The following is a 22,783-nucleotide window of genomic DNA, read 5'->3' on the forward strand; positions in this document are numbered from 1 at the left end:
CCGTTTGGGGGCCTGGGAGGCGGGGTGCTGGGGCCTTCTACCGGCCCGGGTGGCGCGGTCGGGCCAGTTGGGACGTCCATCAAATCAAAAGGGCAACGGCAACCATTGCGATCGGCCAAAGTCCCAATACGACGATGCCCGCTCGGAAAATAATTTCGGACATGACATGCGCCCTTCAATTAGGACGCGTAGGCTATGCCTCCGCGGGAACCACGGAAAGTGCAGTTTGTGCCACTTTTTCCCTGTCCTGCAGTCCTGCGGCTTCATGCCTCAACGCGGGATCACGCCGTCAAGACACGCGCCAGGGCGGAATCGTTCAGATATCAAAAGTCACGCACCAGCTTGCTGAAGGTCGCCGAACAGCACGACCGCTCGGCACGACTTGCTGATTTCTTGAGCTTCGCACACCACCGACGCGTGCTAGGAAGGGCGCGATCAGTCCATACCGGACCACGTCGTCAGCCAGAATATTGTTGGAATGAGCTTTCCCTCCAACCGCCACAGGCGGCTATTCAAAATTGTCTCCGCGCGCTGGCAGCGCCGCGCCATCTTCCTGCTGGGCGGCATCGCGGTCGGTGCGGCGGCGGTCGCGCTCGCGCAGCTCGCCGACCTCGCGCAGGCCGCCTTCTCCGCGCTGGTCTCGCATCTCCGTTATGCCGCGCTGGTGCTGACGCCCGCAGGCTTCGCCCTCTCGGTCTTCCTGACCAACCGCTTCTTTCAGAACGCGCAAGGCAGCGGCATCCCGCAGGCGATCGCCGCGCGCAACCTGACCGACCAGACCGCGCGCGAAAACCTGGTTTCGCTGCGCATTGCGATCGGCAAGATCCTGCTGACCCTGCTCGGCCTGCTCTGCGGCGCCTCGGTCGGACGCGAGGGACCGACGGTGCAGATCGGCGCGTCGATCATGTTCGCGCTCGGCCGCTTCTCGCCCCGCCGCCAGCCCGGCCTGATCCTGGCCGGCGCGGCCGCCGGTGTCGCGGCAGCCTTCAACACGCCGCTCGCCGGCATCGTGTTCGGCATCGAGGAGATGAGCCGCGCCTTCGAGACGCGAACCTCCAGCCTGATCATCGGCGCGGTGATCGCGGCTGGCCTGACCTCGCTCGCGCTGATGGGCAACTACACGTATTTCGGCACCAGCGCGACCATGTTGCGCAACGGCATCGACTGGCTCGCGGTGCCGCTCTGCGGCGTGGCCGGAGGTCTGGCCGGCGGCCTGTTCAGCCGCATCCTGATCGCAATGGCGCGCGGATTCGCCAATCCGGTCGGGCGCGCGATCAAGCGCTACCCGGTCGGCTTTGCCGCGATCTGCGGATTGGCCGCGGCGATTTGCGGGATCGCGTCGGACGGTGCGATCTACGGCACCGGATATCAGCAGGTCAAAGCCGCACTCGAGGCCGGCTCGCAACTGCCGGCGTGCTTCAGCGTGTGGAAATTCCTCGCGACGATCTTTGCCTCGATCAGCGGCATGCCGGGCGGCATCTTCGCGCCCTCGCTCGCGGTCGGCGCCGGAATAGGCTCCAACATCGCGTCGCTGTTTCACGGTGCGCCGCTGCCGGCCATCATGCTGCTCGGCATGGTCTCGTATTTCGCCGGCGTGGTTCAGGCCCCGATTACGGCCTTCGTGATCGTCACCGAGATGACCGACAATCACGCGATGGTCGTCCCTTTGATGGCCGCGGCCCTGATCGCCCATGCGAGTTCGAAGCTGATCTGCAAGGAAGGCGTCTATCACGCCCTCGCCAGGGGGTTCATTGCGCGGGCCACGCCGGCGCAAAACACGACGCCGGCCTGATGTCTCCGTCTCAGCCGTTATAGGCAAACAGCTCGATCGGCTCGCTGAAGCCACGCACCGCATGCTCGCCGACGTGTTCGAGCGCGAAATCATGCTCGACAAGATCGGCGAAGGCGCGCGACAGCAGCACGTTCCTTTTCAACTGCTTGGTCAGGGCTTCCAGACGCGACGCCATGTTGACCGCAGGACCGATGACGGTGAAGTCGAGCCGGCTGCGCGATCCGATATTGCCGTACATGACGTCGCCGACATGGACGCCGATGCCGTAGTTCATCGGCGCCCGGCCCATCATGCTGTTCTTTTCGCTGAGCTCCGCCATCGCCACCCGTGCCTCCGACACCGCGCGCAGCAGGTTGGCGCAGGCGTTGGGGTCGCTGAGCGGGAAGATCGCGAGCAGCCCGTCGCCGATGAATTTCAGGATCTCGCCGCCATGCCGGGCGATCGGCTCCGACATCGCGTCGAAATAGTCGTTCAAGAGATCGATCACGTCGTCGCGCGGCCAGCTATCCGAGATCCGGGTGAAATCCCTGAGGTCGCAGATCATGATCGCGGCGCGCACCGTGGTGCCGCTGCCGCGCCGCGTCGCGCCGGCCAGGATCATCTCGCCGGCATGGGTGCCGACATAGGTCTCGAGCAGCGTCCGCGCCAGGCGGTTCTTCATCCGGATCTCGCTGACCAGCGCCAGCACCGGCAGCACCTGCTTCAGGCGGGCGACGTGGGCATCATCGAAGCCGCCGGGACGGTCCGTCGCAAACGTCACGACATGGCGCTTGCCGAGCGTATGCAGCAGCGGCCACGCCACATAGTCGGTCAGGCCCTGCGCCCGCATCTCGTCGTAGAGCGCGTGCTGCCGGCCGGGCGCCTCGAGCCGCTCGCGGACTTCCGCGGCGCCCTCCTGGATTTCGTAGACGGAGCTGCCGATATATTCCGAGCGCTCCCTGACCTCGTAGTCGACCCGCGAGATCTCGGCCTCGCGCTTGCCGTCGGTCCAGATGATCCGGGCGCCGAGCCATTGCGGATGCTGGATCAGGAGATTCATCGTCGCCCGCTTGATCGGAACGCCCGTGTTCTGCAACCGGATGCACAGCTCGGCGAAGATGTTGTCGATGAAGCGCTGGTCGCGGGTCTCGTTGGTCAGCCAGGCCACAACGTCGCCGTCGGACTGCGGCGTGACGGAATCGATGTTGGGCGCGTTCATGGCTGGCTCCGGAGCGGCGGGTTGGCAGGCCGATATGTCGTGCTTCCCCGCGGCAACGTCAACGCTGCCAGCGGCATCGTGATCGTGCGAAATCGGCACAGCCGTGCGCCGCGTGACGCGCTGATGACGGGAGCGCTGGGCCGGCGAGCCTGCCCTACCCGACCAACCGGTCGACCTCGGCTTTGCCGGCCTTCATGACCAGCGGGATGTGCTCGCCCTGGCCGAGCAGGCACGACACATCGCGCAGCGGATTGCCCTCCACCACCAGCAGATCGGCGAACGCCTCCGGCGCGATCCGGCCGAGCTTGCCTTCCATGCCGAGCACCTCGGCGCCGATCATGGTCGCGCTGGCGATCACCGCCTGCGGGCCGAGCAGTTCGGCGCGGATCCGGAACTCGTCGCTCTGCAAACGCTGCGACGGTCCGAGCAGATCAGAGCCGTAACCCATCTTGACGCCGGCCTCGCGGTAGATCGCGAGCGAGCGCAGGCCGGCATCGCGCACCTCGGCGATCTTGGCGACGCTCGCCGCCGGCAGGCCGTACTTCGCGCCCTCATTGGCCAACGCCTCGTAGGTGACAAGCGTCGGCACCGCATAGGCGCCCTGCTCGGCCATCAGCCGCGCGGTCGGCAGGTCGACCAGATTGCCGTGCTCGATGGTGCGCACGCCGCAGCGGATGGCGCGCTCGATCGCCTCCGCGGTGTAGGCGTGCGCCAGCACATAGGTGTGCCGCGCCTTCGCCTCCGCAACGATGGCGCGGATCTCGTCCTCCGAATAACCATAGGCACCGATCGGATCGGTCGGCGAGGCGACGCCGCCGGAGGCCATGATCTTGATCTGGTCGGCGCCCATCTGCAGCTCCTCGCGCACCGCCTTGCGCACCGCATCGACGCCGTCGACGACGCGCGCGATGGCTCCGACCCGCACGCAGCAGGAGCAGGTCGGATCGGCCAGATAATCCGAGCGAGCGCGCCCGTCGCCATGCCCACCGGTCTGGCTCAACGCGCGGCCGGAGACGAACAGCCGCGGACCATCGGTCAGACCGGTGTCGATCGCCTGCTTCAGCGCATAGCCGGCACCGCCGGCATCGCGGACGGTGGTGAAGCCGCGCTTCAGCATGCCCCGCAGCAGCATGGTCGAGCGCAGCGTCACCAGCACGTTGGCCATCCGCGCCTGCTGCGACAGATCGAGCTCGACCGCAACCGCATGCACATGCAGATCGATCAGGCCGGGCATCAGGGTCTTGCCCCTGAGGTCGATGACGCGATCGGCCGACGCCTCGATCGGACGGTCGGAGACCTCCTTGATCAGACGATCCTCGACCAGCACGTGATGTCCTTCGAGCAGGTCGGAGCGCAGCGGATCGAGCAGCGCGGCATTCTTGAAGAGGATATTTGTCATGAAGGTCTCCTGTCAGCGCGCTGCCAGCGTGATCACGCAGCTTCGCTTGCGATGTCTTCCAGCGAACGGTTGCGGGTCGGCACGCCCATCAGCACGACGGTCAGCGCGCCGATCAACAGCACGCTCGTGGTGACGCCGAACACACCGGCAAAGCCGAAATTCGGATAGAGGTAGCCGACCAGGATCGGTGCTGCGATCGCGCCGATGCGGCCGATCGCGGATGCGAGCCCTGCCCCCGTGGTCCGGATCGATGTGGGGAACACCTCCGCGGTGTAGGCATAGACGCCGGCATAGGTGCCGTTCATGAAGAACGACAGCAGCAGCCCGGCCGTCATGATCTCCGCATCGCTCTTGGCAAAGGCGAGCCCGAGCGCGCTGATGCCGCCGAGCAGCATATAGGTCGCGATCGTCGCCTGCCGCCCGATCCGCTCGTTGAAGAAGGCGGCGGTGAAATAGCCCGGCACCTGCGCGCAATACATCGCCAGCGAATAGCCAAAGCTCTTGGTGATGCTCATGCCGTTCTGGACCAGCAGGCCGGGAATCCAGACGAAGAAAGAATAGTAGCTGAAGGTGATCGACAGCCACATGATCCAGGTCATGGTGGTGATGCGCGCTTGGCGGCCGGCCAACAGCGCGGCGAAATTGCTCAAGAGCGTTCCCGACGAGACGGCAGGTGCAGCCGGCTCGGCGACCGGCAGCGCCAGCACGCGGCCTTCGCGTACGAAGCCGGCCTCGATCCTGTCGAGCACCGCTTCGGCTTGCTTGGCCCTGCCCCGGCTTTCCAGCCAGCGCGGCGATTCCGGCAGCGATCTCCGCCACCACAGCAGCATCACGACCGGCACCGCGGTGATGACGAGCACGATGCGCCAGCCGTTCTCATAGGCCGGTACGATGAAATAGCCGAGCAAGGCAGCGGCGACGAAGCCGAACGAGAAGAAGCCCGCCAGCGCGCCGGTGAAGGCGCCGCGGTAGCGCCGCGCCACGAACTCGGCGAGGTACGGCGCGATGATCGCACTCTCGGCGCCAGTGCCCATGCCGGCGACGACGCGCGCCGCAAAGAACGCCGGCCAGCTGTCCACCGCCGCGCTGACCAGCGAGGCCGCGCTGTAGAGCGCGAGCGCCGACATCATCACCGCGCGGCGGCCGATCAGGTCGCCGAGCGTTCCCGCCAGCAGCGCGCCGAACAGGTAGCCGACGAAGGTGCTGCTGCCGAGCACGCCGGTCTCGACATTGGTCAGCCCCCAGGCCGTGCGCAGCACCGGCAGGATGAACGCCAGCACCGCGGCATCCATCGCGTCGAACAGATAGCCGAGGCCACCCATCAGCAGCAGGTGCACATGGAAACGCGCGAACGGCAGGCGCTCGATGCGCGCCGAGATCATCGACATGAAAAGCCCCCTCCGCCTCCGCGGTCGGCACGCGCCACGGGGTCGGCGAGCGGAATGATAGACAAATCAATATTATGGGAATAATTTATAATCGTTATCTAGTACATCACCACTGTGAATATTTGCCGTGTCCTTCCGCACCCTCGACCTCAACCTGCTGAAAGTCTTCGAGGCGCTGATGACCGAGGGCAGCGTGACGCGCGCCGCGAGCGCGCTGACGATGACCCAGCCCGCGGTCAGCAACGCGCTGGCGAGGCTGCGCGACGCGCTCGGCGATCCCCTGTTCGTGCGCACGGCGAGCGGCATCCGCCCGACGCAGCGCGCGGTGGCGCTGTGGCAGCCGATCGGCGATGCGCTGGAGCACGTCCGCCACGCGCTCGACGAGGACGCCTTCGATCCGCGGCGCACCGAGGCCGAATTCAGCCTGTCGATGTCGGATTATGTGTCCTCGCTGGTGATGCCGCGGCTGCTCAATCGGTTCGGTGAATTGGCGCCTTCCGCGCGCATCCACACGCTGCCCAACACCATCCTCGAGATCGGCGACCGGCTCGAGGACAACCGGGTCGATTGCGTGCTGAGCGTCTATGTCAACGAGGCGCAGCAGCCGCCGGCCGCGATCCGCTCACGCTCGCTGTGGACCGTGGAGTATGCCTGCATGATGCGGCGGGACCATCCGCTCGCGAACAGGAAGCGGCTCAATGCCCGCAGCTTCCTCAACGCCAAGCATGTCGATGTCAGCCTCGCTGGCAAGACGCTGCCGACCTACGATCAGTTCCTCGCCTCGCGCGGGCTGTCGCGCAACCTGGTCACGACAGTCAATCACTACAATGCCGCCTACGAGATCGTGCGGCAGTCCGACCTGATCGCCGTGCTGCCGCGCGATCTCAGCGCACAGTCCCGCCACGCGCCGTATCTGCACGCGATGCCGGTGCCGCTGCCGGCACCGCCGCGCATCGTCAGCCTGTTCTGGCACCAGCGCAACGACACGGTTCCCGCGCAGCGCTGGCTGCGCGAGACGCTGGTGGAGTTGTTCGCGCGGATGGAGTGAGGCTGGAGTGAGCGGCGAACCAGCCGGGCTCGCGGCCATCCTTCATCCCCGTAACGACACGGGGATGCCGATTAACGCTCTTGCGGCCCGAATTCTTCTTGGGCCCGCTTTCCGATTGACGGTATCCGGGGCCCGGGTGGTAGGCTGCCGCCATTTCAGGTGGCCATTTGAATGCACGAGTTATTGAAACAATATCAGCTTCTGTTGCTGGTACTTTTGATCTTCCTGCCGCTTGAGCGACTGTTCAGTGCGCGGCCTCAGAAGATCTTCAGGCGCGGTCTGCTGACCGATATGGGCTTCCTGTTTCTCAACGGGTGGCTGGTGCTGGTCGGCGTGATCGTCGTCGTCGCCGTGGCCACGCTGGTGAATCAATTGATTGTGCCTTCGGCGGTGAAGCAGGCGGTTGCCGACCTTCCCTATCTGGTTCAAGTGCTTCTTGCGCTCCTGATCGGGGATCTCGGCGTCTACTGGACACACCGCATCCTGCATGCCGTGCCCGCGATGTGGCAGATTCATTCCGTGCATCACGCTGTCGAAGAACTGGACTGGCTCGCTGCGGTTCACCAGCACCCGCTCGATGTGATCTTCATGAAGGCCGGTTCGCTTTTTCCGCTGTTCGCGCTCGGTTTCTCCGTGGAAGCGATCGGGAGTTACGTTCTCATCTATTCCTGGCAGGCGTGGCTCGCGCACGCCAATGTGCGCCTGAGCTACGGACCTCTGCGCCACGTGCTGGTGTCGCCGGAATTCCACCACTGGCACCACAGCAGCGAACAGCAAGCCAGAGACAAGAATTTCGCCGGACTGTTCTCGTTCTACGATGTGTTGTTTGGAAGCATCCATCTCCCGAAAGGCCAGAAGCCGCAGACGTTCGGCGTCGATCATCCGATGCCTTCGGGTTATCTGGCTCTTCTGGCTTACCCGTTCATGGCATGGGCCGGAAAGCAAAAGCGCGACGATCCGGCGGGCACCTAGGCAAGGAATGGGATCGGTTCACGCGCGCCGCTTCACGGCGTGATCCTGCCGTCGAGCACGGCAAGCCGGAATGGCCGTATCTCGACGGTGTGCCAGACGTTCTCCGTGACATAGGGCTCGCGGGCCAGCCACGCGTCGAGATCCGCACGAGACGGAAACTCCGCAAGAATAACCGACCCGATCATGTCGCCGGCGGCGTCGAGGATGGCACCGGCCGCGCGCAGCTCGCCGCACTCGACCATCGGCTTGATGCCCGCAAGGTGCGCCGGGCGCACCGCGAGGCGGCGGGCCTTGGCGTCCTTGTCGGTCCCGTCATGGGCCAGCACGAGAAATTGCACGATGAATCTCCTTTCCTCAGAGCCGTTCAGCCTTTGCCCGGCAAGGTCATTCACCGGTTGCCCGGCCAGGATCGCCGGCGCGATGGACGAGCTCATAATGCCGCGCAAAGGAATCGTAGTCAGACAAAAGCTCGTGCGCGCGCGGCTCGATCTTGGCGACATCGATATTGCTTCCGGCGAACTGCTTGATGTCGTCAGCTGATGCCCAGTAGGTCACGGCCAGAAACTCGACCTTGTCGCCGACCGTCCGGTTCAATAGCTCGGCGCCGCGATATCCGCGTATCTGCTGCAGCTGTGGGAACACCGTTTCGGCGACGTGCCTCAGATAGTCAGGCGCATCTCGCGCATCGGCGCGGCCACACCACAATCGTGCGATCATTGCTAGCTCTCTCCTTCGAACCGCGCCCTGATCTCCGGCCTTACGTGCGAGACTAGGGTGCCGCCGCGCCGCGCGTATTGGCAAAAATTGCATTGAGCTGGATCGACAAGATAGTTGACTCCGGCAAGTATTTGCCGGAGCGTCGAGACAGCGCCCGATCCCGGGCTCAAAGCGAGCATCGGCCATGGCCCGCCCCGATCCCCACAATACCGCGCGCTACTGGAACGACCCGGCGATGCCCGGCCTGTCGCTGATGTGCGCCGATTTCACGACCCAGGAATTCGCACCTCACGTTCACGACGGCTTCGTGGTGGCCGCAACCGAATCCGGCGGCGCCGAGATCAAGAGCCGCGGCGTGGTCGGCCGCGCCCAGACCTCCAAATTGCTGGTCTTCAATCCCGGCGAACCTCATTCGGGCTGGATGGGCCGCAGCAGCGAATGGCGCTATCGCGCATTTTACGTGCCGAAGCGCGCGATCGACGATCTCACCCGCGGGCTCGGCACTGACCGGCCCGGCTATTTCTGCCGCAACGAGTTCGGCGACGCGGACCTGATCGGCCGCTTGCTGCGATTGCACGGCGAACTCGAACGCGGCACCGACCGCCTCCGCATGCGCGAGCTGTTCCTGGAGGGGTTCGCGACGCTGTTCGAGCGCCACGCCGACGGCAATCCGCCGCCGCCTGCAGCGCCGAAGGATCGAAGCCTGCTCGCATCGGTCGATGCGATTATGCAGGATCGCTATGGCGAGCACCTGACGCTCGACGATCTGGCGGACCAGGTCGGGCTGACGCCGTTTCAGCTGATCGGCCTGTTCAAGCGGACGGTATCATTGACGCCGCACGCCTATCTGACCCAGATCCGCCTGGCGCGCGCCTGCGATCACCTCGCGAGGGGCGATGCCATCGCCCATACCGCGATCGTGTGCGGCTTCTACGACCAGGCGGCCTTCACCCATCATTTCAAGCGCTGCTACGGCATCACGCCCCGGCAATACGCCCGCGCCGCGGGCCGACATGACGAACCCGCAATTTTTGCCAATACAACGGCGCGGCTGCATCCGAGATAGGCGTGATCGAATTCGAACAAGCTCAAGGTGCACATCGCATGTCGCGGTTCTTCTACCATGAACATCCGGACACGCTGACGCTCGAGACCTGCGTCATCAGGGCCGAGCCGGGCCGCGTCATGCTGGCGGAGTTGCCGTTTTTCACCGGCGGCGGCGGCCAATTGCCGGACAAGGGCTCCATCCGCTGGAACGGTGGAGAGGCCGCCGTCACCGGCTTCGAACCCTCCTCTGGTGGAGGAATCTGGATCCTGCTGGCCAATCCGGTTGAGCCCTCGGGCAGCGTCGAAGCCGTGGTCGATCCCGAGTTCCGCCAGATGATGCGCGAGCTCCACACCGGCACGCACCTGCTCAACGCCATCGTCTACCAGCAGTTCAACGGTGCATTGGTCACCGGCGTGCAGATGAATCCGGACGGCACGGCCCGCATGGATTTCGACCTGCCGGACGCCGACAATGAGCGCCTGCGCGCGCTCGACGGCCCGATCAACGATGCGATCCGCCAGGACCTGGCGGTCGGCGACAGCTACATGCCGATCGACGATGCCATCGATCAGCATGGGCTGATCAGGACCCGCAGCGTTGCGCCGCCGCCGACGCTGGACGGCAAGATCCGCATCGTCGAGATCGCCGGCCTCGACCGGCAGGCCTGCGGCGGCACCCATCTGCCCTCCACCGGAGGATCGCGCCTCGTCCGGGTGCTGAAGATCGACAACAAGGGCCGCCACAATCGTCGCGTCAAGATCGGGCTGGCCGGGCTGGCGCCCGGCACCTGATTGCGACCTGCGCGCCTCCGCGCTCGGCGCAGGCGGGCTACATCACCGGCCAGAATATCCTGATCGAAGGTGCCTACCCGGCGCGTTCTGATCAGAGAAATCTTGCTGGCTTGCCTAGCCGTAGCTCGCGAAGCGAGACAGAGTGGCAATGACGGGTACAGCCCGCCTTCGCCCTCCGGGCTTCGGCGCGGCAGCCTTCGCTCACTTCGCTACGATGGAATTTTGCTGGCTTGCCTAGCCGTAGCTCGCGAAGCGAGCGAAGGCTGGTGGGGGAGGCAGGACTCGAACCTGCGAAGCCATGAGGCGGCTGATTTACAGTCAGCTCCCTTTGCCACTCGGGACACTCCCCCGTCCAACAGCATCAGACCGGCCGCGCGAGTGGCGGCGGACCGGGTCATCGAAATGACGCTGATAACCGCGTCAGCCCCGAAGCGGGTACGCGGTCGGGCGCGTTTATGGGCGAAGGCGGTCCCCAAAGTCAACCAAGCGGGCGCGCAATTTGCCGGTTAAATTGCCATTCCGCGATATCAATGACACAAGCCTCACATGAGCGAGCGCGACCGCAAACCCAATTTCCGAGGCAAGGGCGGTAAGCCCTTCCAAAAAGGGCCGAAATTCGGCCGCCCGCCCGGCCGCCGGGAGCGCGAATCCGGTTCCGACGGACCAGTGATTCTATATGGCTGGCACACGGTGGCGGCGGCCCTTGCCAACCCGGACCGCCAGATCCGCAAGCTTTACCTCACCGAGAACGCCGCCAAGCGCCTCGCCGACGAAAACATCGCCACCCGCGTCACCCCGGAGCTGGTCCGGCCCGGCGATATCGACCGCCGCCTCACTCCCGATGCCGTGCATCAGGGCCTGCTGGCGGAGGCCGATCCCCTGCCCTCGCCCGGCATCGACACGCTGGCGCTGGAGGGCATCGTGCTGGTGCTCGACCAGATCACCGACCCGCACAATGTCGGCGCCATCCTGCGCTCGGCCGCGGCCTTCGCGGTGAAGGCGATCGTCACCACTGCGCGCCACAGCCCGGAAGCGACCGGCGTGCTGGCGAAGTCCGCCTCCGGCGCGCTCGAGCTGGTGCCTGTTGTCACGGTGCAGAACCTGGCGCGCGCGCTGACCGAACTGAACGAGCGCGGCTTCCAGACCGTCGGCCTCGACAGCGAGGGCACCGAGGATCTCGGCAAGGTTCCGCTGCAAGCGCCGCTCGCGCTGGTGCTCGGCGCCGAGGGCAAGGGCCTGCGCCAATTGACCCGCGACACCTGCCGCGTCGTCGCCCGCCTCGACATGCCCGGCGAGATCAAGAGCCTGAACGTGTCGAACGCCTGCGTGCTCGCGCTCTATATCGGCGCGAGCCGGCTCGGGCTGATGTGAACGAAAGCGCCCGCTCGCGTATGCGAACGGGCGTTGATCTCTCGAACCGTAGATCGGATCAGTAGTAGCGGCGCAGCACCGGATGGCCGTAGCGATGCGGCGCGTAGCCGTAGCGATAGCCGTAGTGATGGCGGTAGCCGTAATGACGGTAGCCATAGTGGCGATAGCCGTAATACGGGCGGCCGTAGCCTTCGCGGTAATACGGACGCGGGGCCCAATTGCCCGGGCCGGTAAAGGTCGGACCCTGGTTGACGTAATAGTACTGCTGCGGCGCGCTGGGATAGGCCGCATCCGGGTCGGGCAGACGCTCGACCGCGCCGTAACCGGCATAGTAGCCGCTATAGCCACCGCAGCCGCCGCAGCCGTAATTCACGACGGGCGCGGAATAGCCGCACGGGTTGAAGCCGCACGCCATTGCGGGCGCGGTCACCATGACGGCCACGGCCGCAATCAGTCCCTTGATCATTTGACGCATTACTCTCTCCTGTAAATCTTGCCTGTAGGTCTCTCTGTTCGTCGCGTAGCTCTTGGTGGCTATGAAGGGCCCTCTGCCTGAGGGCTCGACTTAGGGGCCTCTCGGTCGCGGTGACCGCATCGGCGGCCCCGGCAACGGCCGCGGCCCATTGAACTCGGGCGCGTAGATCACCGGCGGCGGATCGACCGGCACGTTGGACTGCGCCGGCAGCGGCGCGGAGTGCGCCGACCATGATTCGTGATAGCTCTCGGCCGGCTTGGGCAGCTTGCGGTTGGCCGGCGGCTCGATCTCGAGCCGACCGTAGCCCGGCATGCGGCCGAGGCTCGGATAATAATGGCCGACATTCGGCTCGGGATCGATCGGGCGGCCGCCATAGACGGTCGGCACCATCGAGTCGTTGCGGGCGAGCCCCATCGCACTTTCGACCACCGCATAGGAGGCGTCGACGCCGTTGATGATGATGGGTAGGCCGGGCCGCGAGGGCACGACGATGTCGAAGCCGCCGCCGGCCAGCGCCGTCGAGGTCATCGCAGCCAATATCGCCAGCGCAAGACTTGCGCGCATGTTCACCCAGCCGTCCCGAATTGTTCCATCCGCAGCCTAATCCAATGGCTTGGCGGAAGGGTTAAGGGCGCGGGCCAAACTGGCGGTAAGCCTAACGCGTAAGCATCGGCATCCGGTCAATGCAGCCGGGCGGGATCAGAAATCGTTAACGGCCGCCCGACAAGCACCCGTGCGTCAGGCGAAGGCGTTCTCGATGATCGAATGAATGCCGATCGCGATCGTGACCGCGCCGACCGCCACCTGCAGGCCGCGATTGGCCCAGGTCAGCCAGCGCGCCGAGGCCGCCAGAGGCACCGCGATCACGCTGGACAGCACGCCCATGCCGATCATCGAGCCGATACCGAATAGCGCGACATAGCCGAGGCCAACAGCAGGATTCGGGGCTTGCGACACCGTCAGCACCAGCAAGGCCGCCGAGCCCGCCATGCCGTGCATCAGGCCGACCAGCAGCGTGCGCCAGCGGAAGCCGTGCGCATGGCTGTGCGCGGCGCGGACGTGCGGCAGGGTCTCGCCGGCATGGCTGTGGGCGTGGAAATGCGTGGCGCCGTCGCCATGCGAATGGGTGTGGAAGTGCACGCGGTCGCGCCACAGCCGCCACCAGACATGGGCGCCGAGGCCGACCAGCATGATGCCGACCGCGGTCTCGATCGGCGCCGCGACCGTCTCCGGGATCGCGCGCCCGAGCAGGATCGCCGCACCGGCAAAGATGAACAGCGTGAGCGTGTGGCCGAGACCCCAGGTCAGGCCGTGCTTGACGATGTCACCGACATGGGTGCGGCGCGCGGCGATGCTGGACACGGCTGCGATGTGATCCGGCTCCAGCGCATGCTGCATGCCGAGCAGAAAACCAAGACTCAAGATTCCGAACATCAACCCTCCGCGCCGGCGCGTGACGACAGATCAAACACCAGATCGCTGATCTTGTCAGGCCAGCGCATCCTCAGACAAGCACCTCGTCAAACAGGCCCTGCATCGCCGCCCAGGAGCGGCGATCGGCCCGCGCATCGTAGAGCGCCGACTTCATGATCGAGCCGTCCGCGGTCGGATTGGTGAAGCCATGCAGCGTGTTGCCGTAGCTGATCACCTGCCAGTCGGCAACCTTGCCGGCGCGCATCTCGGTCTCGAACGCGGTGACCTGATCGGGCGGCGCCAACGGATCGTCGGCGCCGGTCAATACCAGCACGCTCGCTTTCACCCGACCTTCCGCCGCAGGCTGCGTGGTCGAGAGCACGCCGTGGAAGCTGACGACGGCCTTGAGCTCGGCGCCATCGCGCGCGAGCTCGAGCGCAACGGTGCCGCCGAAGCAGAAGCCGATCGCCGCACATCTGGTGGCATCGACCTCGGGCAGTGTGGTAAGTGTCGCAAGCGCGGCGCGCGCCCGGGCGCGGAGTTTCGCCGGATCGGTGCGCAACTCGCCGATCAGCGCCATCGCCTGCGGCAGATCGGCAGCCTGTCGCCGATCGCCGAACATGTCGGCCGCGAACGCGACATAGCCGTGCGCGGCGAGCCTGCGCGCCCGCTCCATCGCGAAATCGCCGAGCCCGAGTCCCTCGTGGAACACCAGCACGCCCGGACGCTTTGCGCCGCGGTCGTTGAATGCGAGATAGCCGCGCAGATTGGCGTCGCCGCCGGCGTAGTCGATGTCACCTGTGTGCATGCAATTCTCGTCAAAAGCAGCATGATCCGGAAAAATGGGCACCGGTTTTCCGATACGGATCATGCTTAAACAAAATCGACCGTGATCCGGAACGCATCATTCGCGCGCGACCGGAACTTCACACTGGTTTGAACGCGGGGCAAGGCTGCGCCGGAACAGGCGCGGCACAGCGAGATTAGCTCACCACGACGACGAGAGGAGATCTTGCATGACACAACTGAAAATTCTTGGTGCGGCAGCCCTGCTCGCGACAGCCATGGCCGGCCCCGCGATGGCGCAACAGACCATCGGTACCGCCGTGCGCTGCTCCAATGCCACGCCGGACGCCCGATGCCAGACAATGGCGCCGGGCACCACCGCGACCGCGTATCATCACCGCGCCTACCGGCGCGATCGCGACTGGCAGAACCCGAGCTGGCAAGACAGCTACAATCGTTATGATCCCGGCCCGGCCGACGTCGCCGCCGGCGTGGTCGGCGGCGCGGTCGGCACCGCGGCTGCGATCGCCACCGCCCCGTTCGGCGGCCCCGCCTATTATCGCGGCGCCCCGATGGGCGGCGAGGAATACGCGCGGCAGAACGGCCTTGCCTGCACCCCCGGCACCTGGTTCCGCGGCAGCGACGGCCTCCGGCACCCCTGCCAATAGCTCAGGCGAACGTGCAGCGATGCAGGGGCGGCCTTCGGGCCGCCTTTTTGCCGCCGGGCCGGAGGCGAAATGCTCTGGCCGAGCCGAGCGGAGTCGCCACGCCTGAGCCAGCATCGAAAGCTGGTGCCGGCTGAGGGGATTGAACCCCCGACCTTCAGTTTACAAAACTGCTGCTCTACCGCTGAGCTAAGCCGGCGAAATGGCGTGATTTGCGCGCTCGCATAGCAGACTTGGTGCGGCAGAGCCAGAACCAAGGCCAAGCCTCGCCCCAAGCTTTGAGGCTTGCACTCACCGCAAAGGTTCCGCAAGATTGGGGAACCGGGAGCCACAAACAGATTCGGGCGAACACCTGATGACGGAACAGCAGCTGCGGGCACGGACGTCTTTGCTGAAGGCAATGCTGTTGGTCTGCGCCCTGCTGATGGGTTACTCGGATCTCATCACCACCAATGAGATATTGCAGCGCGGAATGGGTGAGCTCAACCCGTTCATGCGGTTCACCCAGGAGTGGCTGGGCGAATGGTGGCTGATCGCCAAGCTGGGCTTGACCTATCTCGTCATGTGGATGCTTTGGCGCGGCAAGAGCGAACGCCAGATGGCCTATGTGGTCGCCTTCATCGCGACGCCGGTCTACAACAATCTGATCATCCTCGCGGGCACCCATTGAGCTGCCGCTAGCGCTGACCAGCGCGCTTCGCGTCACATCCCGTTGATGTTTCGAAACAATGTTCGGCAGGCGTGGCCGAGGATGGCGTTGGACAAGGCGCCGCAAATCGCCCTAAGCTTGCTTGATCCCGGCAACGAGGCCGCCAAGGCACGGTTCTGACGACGATGGACTGGTCCTACTATCTCGTGGGTGGTGCTGTTGTCCTGCTGCTGCTCGCCTATCGGCTGCACGGCGGGCTGTTCAGGAAGGACACGCTGCAGGACGAGCGGCTGAATCGACAGATCGATGAACGCATCGCGCGCATGGACTTCAAGCGCGAGAAGAAGCACGAGCCGTCCCAGCCATGAGACCGGCCAGCCGCGCCGCGGATTGTCAGTCAGCCGAGATCGACCGCCGGCCGCGGCAGCCGCGCCAGCTCGCAGGCGAATACGGCAGCTCCGAATCAGCCGAAGTGTGCTTTGACGCCGGCGCGACCTCCGGCACCAGATTCTTCGATGCCGCTGCCGACGCAGTCCGCTGCTGCAAATCCCCTGATGATCCCGTGAACGCCGACCGTCCTGCGGTCGATGTTGCCTTCAAACCGAAGTGCCTGGGCATCGAGTCCTCCATCCAGCTTCTTGTGGCTCACGCCGTGCGTCGTCCCCAGGTCCAATCCGAACACGTCGTTGCGATTCAATCAAAGCGCTTCGCTTGATTGCCCACAAGTACAGAGAGAGCCGTATTATTCCGGTCTTCAGCAGACGCTTCACGTCACCGATCGCGCGCGCCCGCACGTGAATTGTCCCGTTGCGCAACCGCTGTTCCAGGGTCGCGCCCGCCGCCCTCCCTTGGCAGGAATCGTGGGATCCTTCCCGTAGCATCACCCATGCCGTGCCTTGTTTCTGTTCTTGCAGCCCGAAACGCGGTATGCAGAATGTCGGATGGGACATCAGCCAATGACCTATTTGATCCTTGCCCGGGACGGCACCAGCCAGATCGTGCTGAAGCGCGACAGCGAAGACGCGGCCGAGAAGAAGGCGCGCGAGCTGAAGGAGATGGGATGGTTCGAGGTCGAGGTCCGCGAGGACCGGGCGGGCGCGGTCGGCGCCACGCCGACCGATCGGTCCCAGACCTTGCAATGAACCGCTTCCTCTGGTGAACCTTTTGCCGGACGGCCCTTACACATGTGTGAGGAGCCGACGATGTCCGACACAGCACATTACCGCTTCCAGTCCGATCAGGCGCGGCGGCTGGCCCGCCAGGTCACCGACGCCGCGGTGCGCGAGAAGCTTTTGGAAATGGCCGAGGAGTATGGCCGCTACGCCGACCTGATCGAGGCGCGCAGCACTGAACGCGCGCCCGCCGAGGCGGGCGACCGCTCACTAGGCCGCTCGCCGCTCCTGACCCACTACTTTAGCGCGGGACCAAATCTGCGCGAAAATGCCTGAGGATTTGTTCGGAACATTATGCCCTCTCACGCGATTTTCTGCGCATGAGTGTACGCGAGACCAACCGCAATCTGCTGCTTCTGGGCAGTTTCACGCTGCTCAGCATGGCCGCGGCCGGCATCGTCGCCCTGCTCGATCCAGCGCCCGCGCCGGCAAACGCGGCACCACGGCCGGCGGCGAATCAGGCGTCGGCTAGCGGGCAGACCCCAGTGCGGATCGTCGGTACCCCGTTCGTCCCGAACACCGATCCCCGCCAGCGCTGACTGCCCGACGCACCGCGCGATTGTCACAAATATGTCACCGCACCTGTGAAACAGGCGTCTTCGTCAACCATCACGATGGCGAGTGCTTGATTCCGCGCGGTTGCTTTGCTGGAATCCGCGCGCTCAAGGTGCGCCATGAAGTGGATGAAGGAACGCGATCTCCTGATCGCGCAGACAATGGCTTTCGTACAGTCGGTGAAGGGCAAGCTGCCCGACGCCGGGCTGCCGACGCCTGCCCCACGGACGGCCACGCCAGTGGCGCCTGCCCCGCCGCCCGCCGCCGCGCCGGCCACGGCCGAGGCCAAGCCCAGCCTGGATCACAAGCCGGCCGTGGACGAGACGACCCTTCTGGAGATGAAGGCCGCCCTGGAGATCAAGCCGGCGGCCGAGACCCGGATGGTGACGCCGTCCCCGCTTCCGGTGCCGACCGTGCTCGAGGGGCTGCCCGCCGCGCCGCCGCCTTTGGCGGTGACGGTCGTCGAGGTCCCGCCGCCCCCGGCGCAGCCGCCGCAATTCGCAAGACTCGACATCAGCGGCGACTTCGGATCCGAGGTGCGGGAGCGGGTTGCGAATTTCCGCGCCCAGCAGCAGCGTTTCCTCAGGGAGCGCGAGGAATATTGCACCACGACCATGGCCAAGGTCCGCGCTGCGATCCGCGACAACAGCGAGCTGCCGCGCTCCGGCAAGTAACCGGCATTCCTTCGTCCCTACCGTCTGCCGACCTCAGCCCTTCGCGCCCGATTTCACCGGCTCGGTCAGGAAGCGCCCGCTTGGTCGCGTCAGCGCCGGCTCCTCCAGGGCGTCGCCGGCAGGCTGCCTGCCTTCCGTCATCGATCGCAAGCTGGCGATCGCCTGGGTCATGCGTTCGGCGAATTTGGCCGCGGCGCCGTCGAGGAACGCCTTGTCCTTCGGCTTCGGCCTGGCGATCCGTAGCTCGAAACGCGACGTCCCGTCCGGGCGTTCCAGAACGGCCCGGGTCATGATGATGCGCGGCGCGCCGGGCACCGGCAGCGTGATCCCGACCGTGAAATAATCGACCGGACGCCAGTCGAGCGTTTCCTCGACATTGGTATGGTTGCCGTGGGCGCAATGATTTTTGGTGCCGACCCCGCGCCGCCCCTTGCCCGACTCCTCGACGATGTCGTCGGCGTCCCACCATTTCTGCCATTGCCCGGGCACGGTGATGAACTCCCACACCGTCTGCCGGGGCGCGGCGATGTCGAATTCGAGGATCGCGTAGGCATCGTCGCGCGTCACCTCCATCCGGACCTGCGCGTCGTCCTGCTGCCACGCCGCTTCGAGGTCGCGCGCCCACAGCGTCACGTCGCCGATGATGTCGATGGTCTCCTGATGCGGGATCAGCCCCTGCGCCGCCGGATCGACGCCCATGGCGCGGATCGCCGCATCGCTGTAGAGCACGTAGGCGCGGCCGCCGAGCTTCTCGCCGACGCTGTTCTTGAGCAGCCGGTGGACCAGGATGACGTCGCGGCCGGCAAGCTCCTCCCGGCCGCCCATCTTCTGCTTCACCATCTCGCCGTGATGGATCACGAATTTGAAATCGAGATCGCCCATCGCAACGCAGGCCTTGCACTCGCAGGTCGAGGCCTGGCGGACGTCGCGCAGGCGCCGGCGGAATTTGAAATAGGCGCCCTCGATCGCGTCCTGCAGCAGCGAGCCGTCGATGGTCCCGGTCGCGTAGACGAATGCGGCGTCGCCCTCGAACTTGGCGAGACGAAATGGCGGGCGCAGCCCCTTCACCACCACATCCATGAAATCGGCGATGATATCCTGCGCGTGGTCGAGCTCGACCGCTGCGAGGAAGTTGGTATAGCCGGAGATGTCGGCAATCGCGAAATATGCCGCTTCAGCTTTCGGAAGCATCGAGACCTCCAGCGCAATCGTTTCGTGACGATACGCAGTCTGTCATACCGAAGCGCCTGAGGTCGAGGGCGGTTTAGCGCCCGCCGATCTTCTCCAGCACCGGCAACAGGTATTTCAAGAACTCGCCGGGGTTTTCGCTCATCGGGAAATGGCCGAGGCCTTTCATGATCGTGGCCTCAGCTCCGGCGATGCTGTTCGCCACCGCCAGCGTCTCCTCCGGCGTGCAGGAATAATCGTATTCGCCCGACAGCAGGAACAGCGGGCAGCGTTTCGTGTCGATCTCGGCTATGCGGGCGCGGATGTCGCCGTCGATCTTGTAGAAATAGAGATCGCCCTTGAACACGCCGGGGCCGCCTTGCATGTAGTGCCACAGCGTCTCCCACCGCTCGCTGTCGGGCGCGTCGGGCCCGACCAGCCCAGAGACGATGGCAGCAGCCACCTCGCCGCCATGGACGTCCGGCCGGTGCAGGAAATTCAGATCGTAATAGGGATCGACATGCGCGCCGGCCTGCAGGCCGATGATGGCGCGGAAGCGCTCGGGATGCTCGAGCGCGAGATGCAGCGCGATCCGGCCGCCGATCGAGCAGCCGATCGCGATCGGCCTGTCGAGATCGAGCGCGTCGATCACGGCTAGGATCATCGCGGTGTATTGCGCCGAGGTCAGTTGGTACTCCTCGTCGTGCCAGCCTTGCGGCGGCGACGACTTGCCGTGCCAGGGCATGTCGAAGGCGATGACGCGATGATTGCGCGTCACGCGTGGGTCGTTCATCAGGCCGCGATATTGCCGCCCGTCGGCGCCCGCGGTGTGCAGGCAGAGCAGCGGCGTGCCTTCGCCCGCCTCCTCGACATAGACGCGGTGCAGACGGCCGGACAGCTCGAGCTGCATGTAGCGGCCGACGATCGGCTCGAATTTGGCGCTCATGCCGCCGCTCCCTCGCCGCGCAGCTTGCCGAGCGCCTCCTTGAAGTATCGCAGGTTCGCCATGAAGATCTGCAACTCGCCCTCGGCCCTCAGCACGCGGCGCTTGATCAGCGCCATCAGGTCGTTGGAGCCCGGCGGCGGCCGCTGTTCACAGAACTTGCCCCACTCCTCCTCCGAGGTGCGCAGCGCGAAGGACGACGACGGCATCACGAACGGCCCCTTGGTCACCGCGACGATCCGGCCCTCATGGATCGCGATCAGCCAGGCGGTCTTGCCGATCTCGAGCAGGAATGTCGTCGTGAGGAAGCGGCCCCGCCGCACCAGGCCGGCGTCGCCATTGACCCGTTGCTTCAGCGTTTCGATCATATCAGCTCCCTCCGACGGCCGCCGAGCGGGTCGTTCTCCGGCAATGATGGAAGGAATGCGGGAGCCGTCAATCGGCGCCGGCGTCGCGCGGCCACGGCATTTTCGCGCGGACCGCTACATACGGATTTTGGCTGGAGCCGGGAAAGCGAGAGTCAAAGCCACGACCAGACCAGCGCCACGTTCGCGGCGCAGGCTGCGAGCAGCACAACCGCAAGCGCGAGTTGCACGCGTTCGTAGGGGGGCTGGTGGATCGCTCTCATGGAAGGAAACATCCGGCGATTCTACCCGGAGAGTCCCGGGGATTCTTTTTTCCGGGGTTTACCGCTCATTAAGGACTCAGGGCCCTTCGCGAAAGGGCCGAAATGACTCATATTTTCAGATGCTTGCCTGGAATCATCATTCACGGTTCCGTGATCGCAACGGCGAGCTCTGAGGAAACCCGGGGCCACCGGTGGCGTTGTCGTGGGTTGTTTGGGGAAACGACGAATGCCGTATGCGCTGTTCTATCAAGACGCCAAGCTGAGCAAGGCGTATCCGACCGAGGCCGACGTCTGGAAGCTTGCCAGGAAATCCGGGCTGGTGGTGGATACGGTCTCGGAAGAGGAAAAGTCCTCGCCCCGCCCGGTGCTGGATAATGACTACGAGATCCGGGCCTGCCAGCTCGAGCCGAACGAGGATCCGGTCAAGAACAAGGCCGATGCCGATCGCGAGGCGCGCCTGGAGCCGCGGTTGAACTGACGATGCTGCTCCGGCCGGTCCCGCATGGCGGGCCGGATGCCGAAAATGCGGTCCGCTTGCCTACGGCGTCGCCGTCGCCAGCGAAGCCTGCTCGGCGGCGAGCGACACGCAAATCTTCCGCCGATGCAGACCCCGGATCGCGCCCGTCACCTTGAGCACCTTGCCCGCCGTGCAGGACGCATCCTGCACCAGCACGACCTCATAGGGCGCGAGCGACAAAGGTTCGGATTTAAGGACAGTCTGGGCAACGCACGGTACAGCGACCGCAGAGAGGATCAGCCCTAACGCAAAACTACGCATGTTTGTTTGTCCACCAGCCCCGGCGTTCCCATAATAACGCATCACGATGAAAGTTCCGTGCAATGCAGGAATTATTTTTTGCATTGCACGATCAGGCGTGAATAGCGGCTGAACAAGCAAGCGTCAGGCCAAAAAAAATGCCAGGCCAACGAAAAAGGCCGGCCCGAAGGCCGGCCTTTCGATCTCGATGAGATACGATCAGTAGCGGGAACCCACCGGGCCGCCCCAGCCGAAGCGGTAGTTGACCCCGAGCTTGACGGTATGTTCGTCGTTCCGGAAGCTCGCGCCGACGATGTCGGCCGGACCGCTGGTGAAGGTGGTTTTGCCGAAATTGTAGTACTGGTACTCGGCCTTCGCCGACCAGTTCGGGGCGAACATGTATTCCAGGCCGGCACCGACCGTGTAGCCATCCTTGTGGCCGCCGTCGGTCGTGAAGGCCGTCGGCACGCCGCCGACCGAGGCCGTGATGTTGTTGTTGTCGCGCCAGGCGTAGCCGCCCTTAGCGTAGAGCAGCGCCGGACCCCAGGTATAGCCGAGCCGGCCGGTCACCGAACCGAGCTGGTCGGTGTTGCCGGTCACCACGGTTCCGGCGGGGAATGTCAGGCCGTTGTTCGAGGAGCTCGGCAGCCAGGAGTACTGCGCCTCGATGCCCATCACCCAGTTGGGGGCGAACTGATAGTCGAAGCCGCCCTGCACGCCACCCATGAAGCGCGCGTCGCTGCCCATCAGATTGTTGCCGTCGGTGAACGCGCCGCCGACATGGCCGCCGATGTAGAAGCCGGTCCAGTTGTAGACGAGCGCCGGTGCGGTATACGGCGGCGGTGCCTTGGTATAGGTGGGGGCCGGCATGTCAGCCGCAAACGCCGGGCCCGCAAGGGCGGCCAGCGCGACTGTGCCGAGCAAAAACTTCTTCATCTCTGATCCCCGTTACGAACGCTGCGCTGTTAAGCCAAACAACGTGACGCCAATTAGGTTGCTTTGGGGCAATGCCGGACCTGTGATGTTTCCAAGCTGTGACGGGGTCGCAACAACGCCCGTTTGTTCCCTGGCACAGAAGGTTTTTTCACCGGTTAAGCAGCCGCATTTCGGCTGCATGTAAGTCGCAAACGGCTAAGTTGAAGTTCAACGCTCCGCGAAAAGTGATCGGAGTTCGC

29 protein-coding genes and 2 tRNA genes are annotated in these 22,783 nt (G+C 65.1%); 14 read left to right on the forward strand and 17 right to left on the reverse strand.

Translation table 11 applies throughout. The features are described 5' to 3' along the window. Positions 1-478: 478 nt before the first annotated feature. A complete protein-coding gene (locus tag ACVMB0_RS30505) occupies positions 479-1,792 on the forward strand; it encodes a chloride channel protein (RefSeq protein ID WP_461348586.1) in 1,314 nt (437 codons plus the stop codon). 10 nt (positions 1,793-1,802) lie between these two features. Here ACVMB0_RS30505 and ACVMB0_RS30510 read toward each other — a convergent pair whose 3' ends face one another. From ACVMB0_RS30510 to ACVMB0_RS30520, 3 genes are all read right to left on the reverse strand, one after another. Further along, positions 1,803-2,990, reverse strand: a complete 1,188-nt coding sequence (locus ACVMB0_RS30510; protein WP_461348587.1) for an adenylate/guanylate cyclase domain-containing protein — start codon at positions 2,988-2,990, stop codon at positions 1,803-1,805. A 154-nt stretch (positions 2,991-3,144) separates the two neighbouring features. Next, complete coding sequence (locus tag ACVMB0_RS30515; RefSeq protein WP_461348588.1) at positions 3,145-4,389, reverse strand: metal-dependent hydrolase family protein; 1,245 nt, start codon at positions 4,387-4,389, stop codon at positions 3,145-3,147. A gap of 32 nt (positions 4,390-4,421) precedes the next feature. Beyond that, positions 4,422-5,777, reverse strand: a complete 1,356-nt coding sequence (locus ACVMB0_RS30520; protein WP_461348589.1) for an MFS transporter — start codon at positions 5,775-5,777, stop codon at positions 4,422-4,424. A 118-nt stretch (positions 5,778-5,895) separates the two neighbouring features. Here ACVMB0_RS30520 and ACVMB0_RS30525 point away from each other — a divergent pair, with 118 nt between their 5' ends. Beyond that, on the forward strand, positions 5,896-6,825 hold the full coding sequence (locus ACVMB0_RS30525) for a LysR family transcriptional regulator (protein WP_461349738.1): 930 nt from the start codon (positions 5,896-5,898) through the stop codon (positions 6,823-6,825). 171 nt (positions 6,826-6,996) lie between these two features. Beyond that, entirely contained in the window at positions 6,997-7,797 is an 801-nt protein-coding gene (locus ACVMB0_RS30530) for a sterol desaturase family protein (RefSeq protein ID WP_461348590.1), read from the forward strand. Between the two features lie 32 nt (positions 7,798-7,829). On the opposite strand, the gene ACVMB0_RS30535 is transcribed toward ACVMB0_RS30530, so the two are convergent. Together ACVMB0_RS30535 and ACVMB0_RS30540 are read right to left on the reverse strand one after the other, a co-directional pair. Beyond that, a complete protein-coding gene (locus tag ACVMB0_RS30535) occupies positions 7,830-8,231 on the reverse strand; it encodes a YciI family protein (RefSeq protein WP_461348591.1) in 402 nt (133 codons plus the stop codon). Beyond that, a complete protein-coding gene (locus ACVMB0_RS30540; RefSeq protein ID WP_461348592.1) occupies positions 8,182-8,514 on the reverse strand; it encodes an antibiotic biosynthesis monooxygenase family protein in 333 nt (110 codons plus the stop codon). Before ACVMB0_RS30540 ends, ACVMB0_RS30535 begins: the two co-directional genes overlap by 50 nt. 184 nt (positions 8,515-8,698) lie before the next feature. Between ACVMB0_RS30540 and ACVMB0_RS30545 the strand changes: the two genes are divergently transcribed. Further along, complete coding sequence (locus ACVMB0_RS30545; RefSeq protein ID WP_461348593.1) at positions 8,699-9,580, forward strand: helix-turn-helix transcriptional regulator; 882 nt, start codon at positions 8,699-8,701, stop codon at positions 9,578-9,580. A 38-nt stretch (positions 9,581-9,618) separates the two neighbouring features. After that, positions 9,619-10,353 (forward strand): alanyl-tRNA editing protein, encoded by a 735-nt coding sequence (locus ACVMB0_RS30550; RefSeq protein WP_461348594.1) that lies wholly within the window; start codon positions 9,619-9,621, stop codon positions 10,351-10,353. Between the two features lie 264 nt (positions 10,354-10,617). Here the strand turns inward: ACVMB0_RS30550 and ACVMB0_RS30555 are convergent. Beyond that, positions 10,618-10,703, reverse strand: a tRNA-Tyr gene (locus ACVMB0_RS30555). 196 nt (positions 10,704-10,899) lie between these two features. Between ACVMB0_RS30555 and ACVMB0_RS30560 the strand changes: the two genes are divergently transcribed. After that, positions 10,900-11,724 (forward strand): TrmH family RNA methyltransferase, encoded by an 825-nt coding sequence (locus tag ACVMB0_RS30560; protein ID WP_456754117.1) that lies wholly within the window; start codon positions 10,900-10,902, stop codon positions 11,722-11,724. Between the two features lie 58 nt (positions 11,725-11,782). Here ACVMB0_RS30560 and ACVMB0_RS30565 read toward each other — a convergent pair whose 3' ends face one another. The 4 genes from ACVMB0_RS30565 to ACVMB0_RS30580 all read right to left on the reverse strand — a co-directional run bounded on the left by ACVMB0_RS30565 (position 11,783) and on the right by ACVMB0_RS30580 (position 14,420). Then, entirely contained in the window at positions 11,783-12,199 is a 417-nt protein-coding gene (locus ACVMB0_RS30565) for a hypothetical protein (protein ID WP_461348595.1), read from the reverse strand. A 90-nt stretch (positions 12,200-12,289) separates the two neighbouring features. Then, the gene (locus tag ACVMB0_RS30570; RefSeq protein WP_461349739.1) at positions 12,290-12,763 is read right to left on the reverse strand and encodes a hypothetical protein; all 474 of its coding nucleotides are present in this window, start codon (positions 12,761-12,763) and stop codon (positions 12,290-12,292) included. Positions 12,764-12,937: 174 nt separating this feature from the next. Further along, positions 12,938-13,633: a HoxN/HupN/NixA family nickel/cobalt transporter gene (locus tag ACVMB0_RS30575; protein ID WP_461348596.1), complete on the reverse strand. Its 696-nt coding sequence runs from the start codon at positions 13,631-13,633 to the stop codon at positions 12,938-12,940. A 70-nt stretch (positions 13,634-13,703) separates the two neighbouring features. Next, positions 13,704-14,420, reverse strand: a complete 717-nt coding sequence (locus ACVMB0_RS30580; protein ID WP_461348597.1) for a dienelactone hydrolase family protein — start codon at positions 14,418-14,420, stop codon at positions 13,704-13,706. Positions 14,421-14,628: 208 nt separating this feature from the next. Here ACVMB0_RS30580 and ACVMB0_RS30585 point away from each other — a divergent pair, with 208 nt between their 5' ends. After that, a complete protein-coding gene (locus tag ACVMB0_RS30585) occupies positions 14,629-15,066 on the forward strand; it encodes a hypothetical protein (RefSeq protein WP_461348598.1) in 438 nt (145 codons plus the stop codon). Positions 15,067-15,187: 121 nt separating this feature from the next. On the opposite strand, the gene ACVMB0_RS30590 is transcribed toward ACVMB0_RS30585, so the two are convergent. Next, positions 15,188-15,262: transfer RNA gene (locus ACVMB0_RS30590), tRNA-Thr, on the reverse strand. Positions 15,263-15,418: 156 nt separating this feature from the next. Between ACVMB0_RS30590 and ACVMB0_RS30595 the strand changes: the two genes are divergently transcribed. Both ACVMB0_RS30595 and ACVMB0_RS30600 read left to right on the forward strand, forming a co-directional pair. Further along, positions 15,419-15,733 carry a DUF5658 family protein gene (locus ACVMB0_RS30595; protein ID WP_461348599.1) on the forward strand — a complete coding sequence of 105 codons (315 nt, stop codon included), beginning with the start codon at positions 15,419-15,421 and terminating at the stop codon, positions 15,731-15,733. Between the two features lie 164 nt (positions 15,734-15,897). Beyond that, positions 15,898-16,080 (forward strand): hypothetical protein, encoded by a 183-nt coding sequence (locus tag ACVMB0_RS30600; protein ID WP_456754111.1) that lies wholly within the window; start codon positions 15,898-15,900, stop codon positions 16,078-16,080. Between the two features lie 95 nt (positions 16,081-16,175). On the opposite strand, the gene ACVMB0_RS30605 is transcribed toward ACVMB0_RS30600, so the two are convergent. Then, positions 16,176-16,409, reverse strand: coding sequence for a hypothetical protein (locus tag ACVMB0_RS30605; RefSeq protein WP_461348600.1), 234 nt, complete (start codon positions 16,407-16,409; stop codon positions 16,176-16,178). Between the two features lie 259 nt (positions 16,410-16,668). Here ACVMB0_RS30605 and ACVMB0_RS30610 point away from each other — a divergent pair, with 259 nt between their 5' ends. From ACVMB0_RS30610 to ACVMB0_RS30625, 4 genes are all read left to right on the forward strand, one after another. Then, on the forward strand, positions 16,669-16,854 hold the full coding sequence (locus tag ACVMB0_RS30610) for a hypothetical protein (protein WP_456754109.1): 186 nt from the start codon (positions 16,669-16,671) through the stop codon (positions 16,852-16,854). Between the two features lie 60 nt (positions 16,855-16,914). Next, positions 16,915-17,160, forward strand: a complete 246-nt coding sequence (locus ACVMB0_RS30615; protein WP_461348601.1) for a hypothetical protein — start codon at positions 16,915-16,917, stop codon at positions 17,158-17,160. Positions 17,161-17,204: 44 nt separating this feature from the next. After that, positions 17,205-17,423, forward strand: a complete 219-nt coding sequence (locus ACVMB0_RS30620) for a hypothetical protein (protein ID WP_461348602.1) — start codon at positions 17,205-17,207, stop codon at positions 17,421-17,423. A 135-nt stretch (positions 17,424-17,558) separates the two neighbouring features. Continuing rightward, positions 17,559-18,113, forward strand: a complete 555-nt coding sequence (locus ACVMB0_RS30625; protein WP_461348603.1) for a hypothetical protein — start codon at positions 17,559-17,561, stop codon at positions 18,111-18,113. Between the two features lie 33 nt (positions 18,114-18,146). Here the strand turns inward: ACVMB0_RS30625 and ACVMB0_RS30630 are convergent, their stop codons facing one another. From ACVMB0_RS30630 to ACVMB0_RS30640, 3 genes are all read right to left on the reverse strand, one after another. Then, positions 18,147-19,304, reverse strand: coding sequence for a DUF2652 domain-containing protein (locus tag ACVMB0_RS30630; RefSeq protein ID WP_461348604.1), 1,158 nt, complete (start codon positions 19,302-19,304; stop codon positions 18,147-18,149). Between the two features lie 73 nt (positions 19,305-19,377). Next, positions 19,378-20,226, reverse strand: coding sequence for an alpha/beta fold hydrolase (locus tag ACVMB0_RS30635; protein ID WP_456754104.1), 849 nt, complete (start codon positions 20,224-20,226; stop codon positions 19,378-19,380). Next, entirely contained in the window at positions 20,223-20,591 is a 369-nt protein-coding gene (locus tag ACVMB0_RS30640; RefSeq protein ID WP_456754103.1) for a hypothetical protein, read from the reverse strand. The genes ACVMB0_RS30635 and ACVMB0_RS30640 overlap by 4 nt, the downstream gene beginning before the upstream one ends. 486 nt (positions 20,592-21,077) lie before the next feature. On the opposite strand from ACVMB0_RS30640, the gene ACVMB0_RS30645 reads away from it, so the two are divergent. Then, positions 21,078-21,329 (forward strand): hypothetical protein, encoded by a 252-nt coding sequence (locus ACVMB0_RS30645; protein WP_456754102.1) that lies wholly within the window; start codon positions 21,078-21,080, stop codon positions 21,327-21,329. A 60-nt stretch (positions 21,330-21,389) separates the two neighbouring features. Here the strand turns inward: ACVMB0_RS30645 and ACVMB0_RS30650 are convergent, their stop codons facing one another. Together ACVMB0_RS30650 and ACVMB0_RS30655 are read right to left on the reverse strand one after the other, a co-directional pair. After that, positions 21,390-21,629 carry a DUF6719 family protein gene (locus ACVMB0_RS30650; protein WP_050625828.1) on the reverse strand — a complete coding sequence of 80 codons (240 nt, stop codon included), beginning with the start codon at positions 21,627-21,629 and terminating at the stop codon, positions 21,390-21,392. Between the two features lie 198 nt (positions 21,630-21,827). Beyond that, on the reverse strand, positions 21,828-22,544 hold the full coding sequence (locus ACVMB0_RS30655) for an outer membrane protein (RefSeq protein WP_461348605.1): 717 nt from the start codon (positions 22,542-22,544) through the stop codon (positions 21,828-21,830). Between the last annotated feature and the right edge of the window lie 239 nt (positions 22,545-22,783).

It is taken from the genome of Bradyrhizobium sp. USDA 4451, assembly GCF_054822585.1.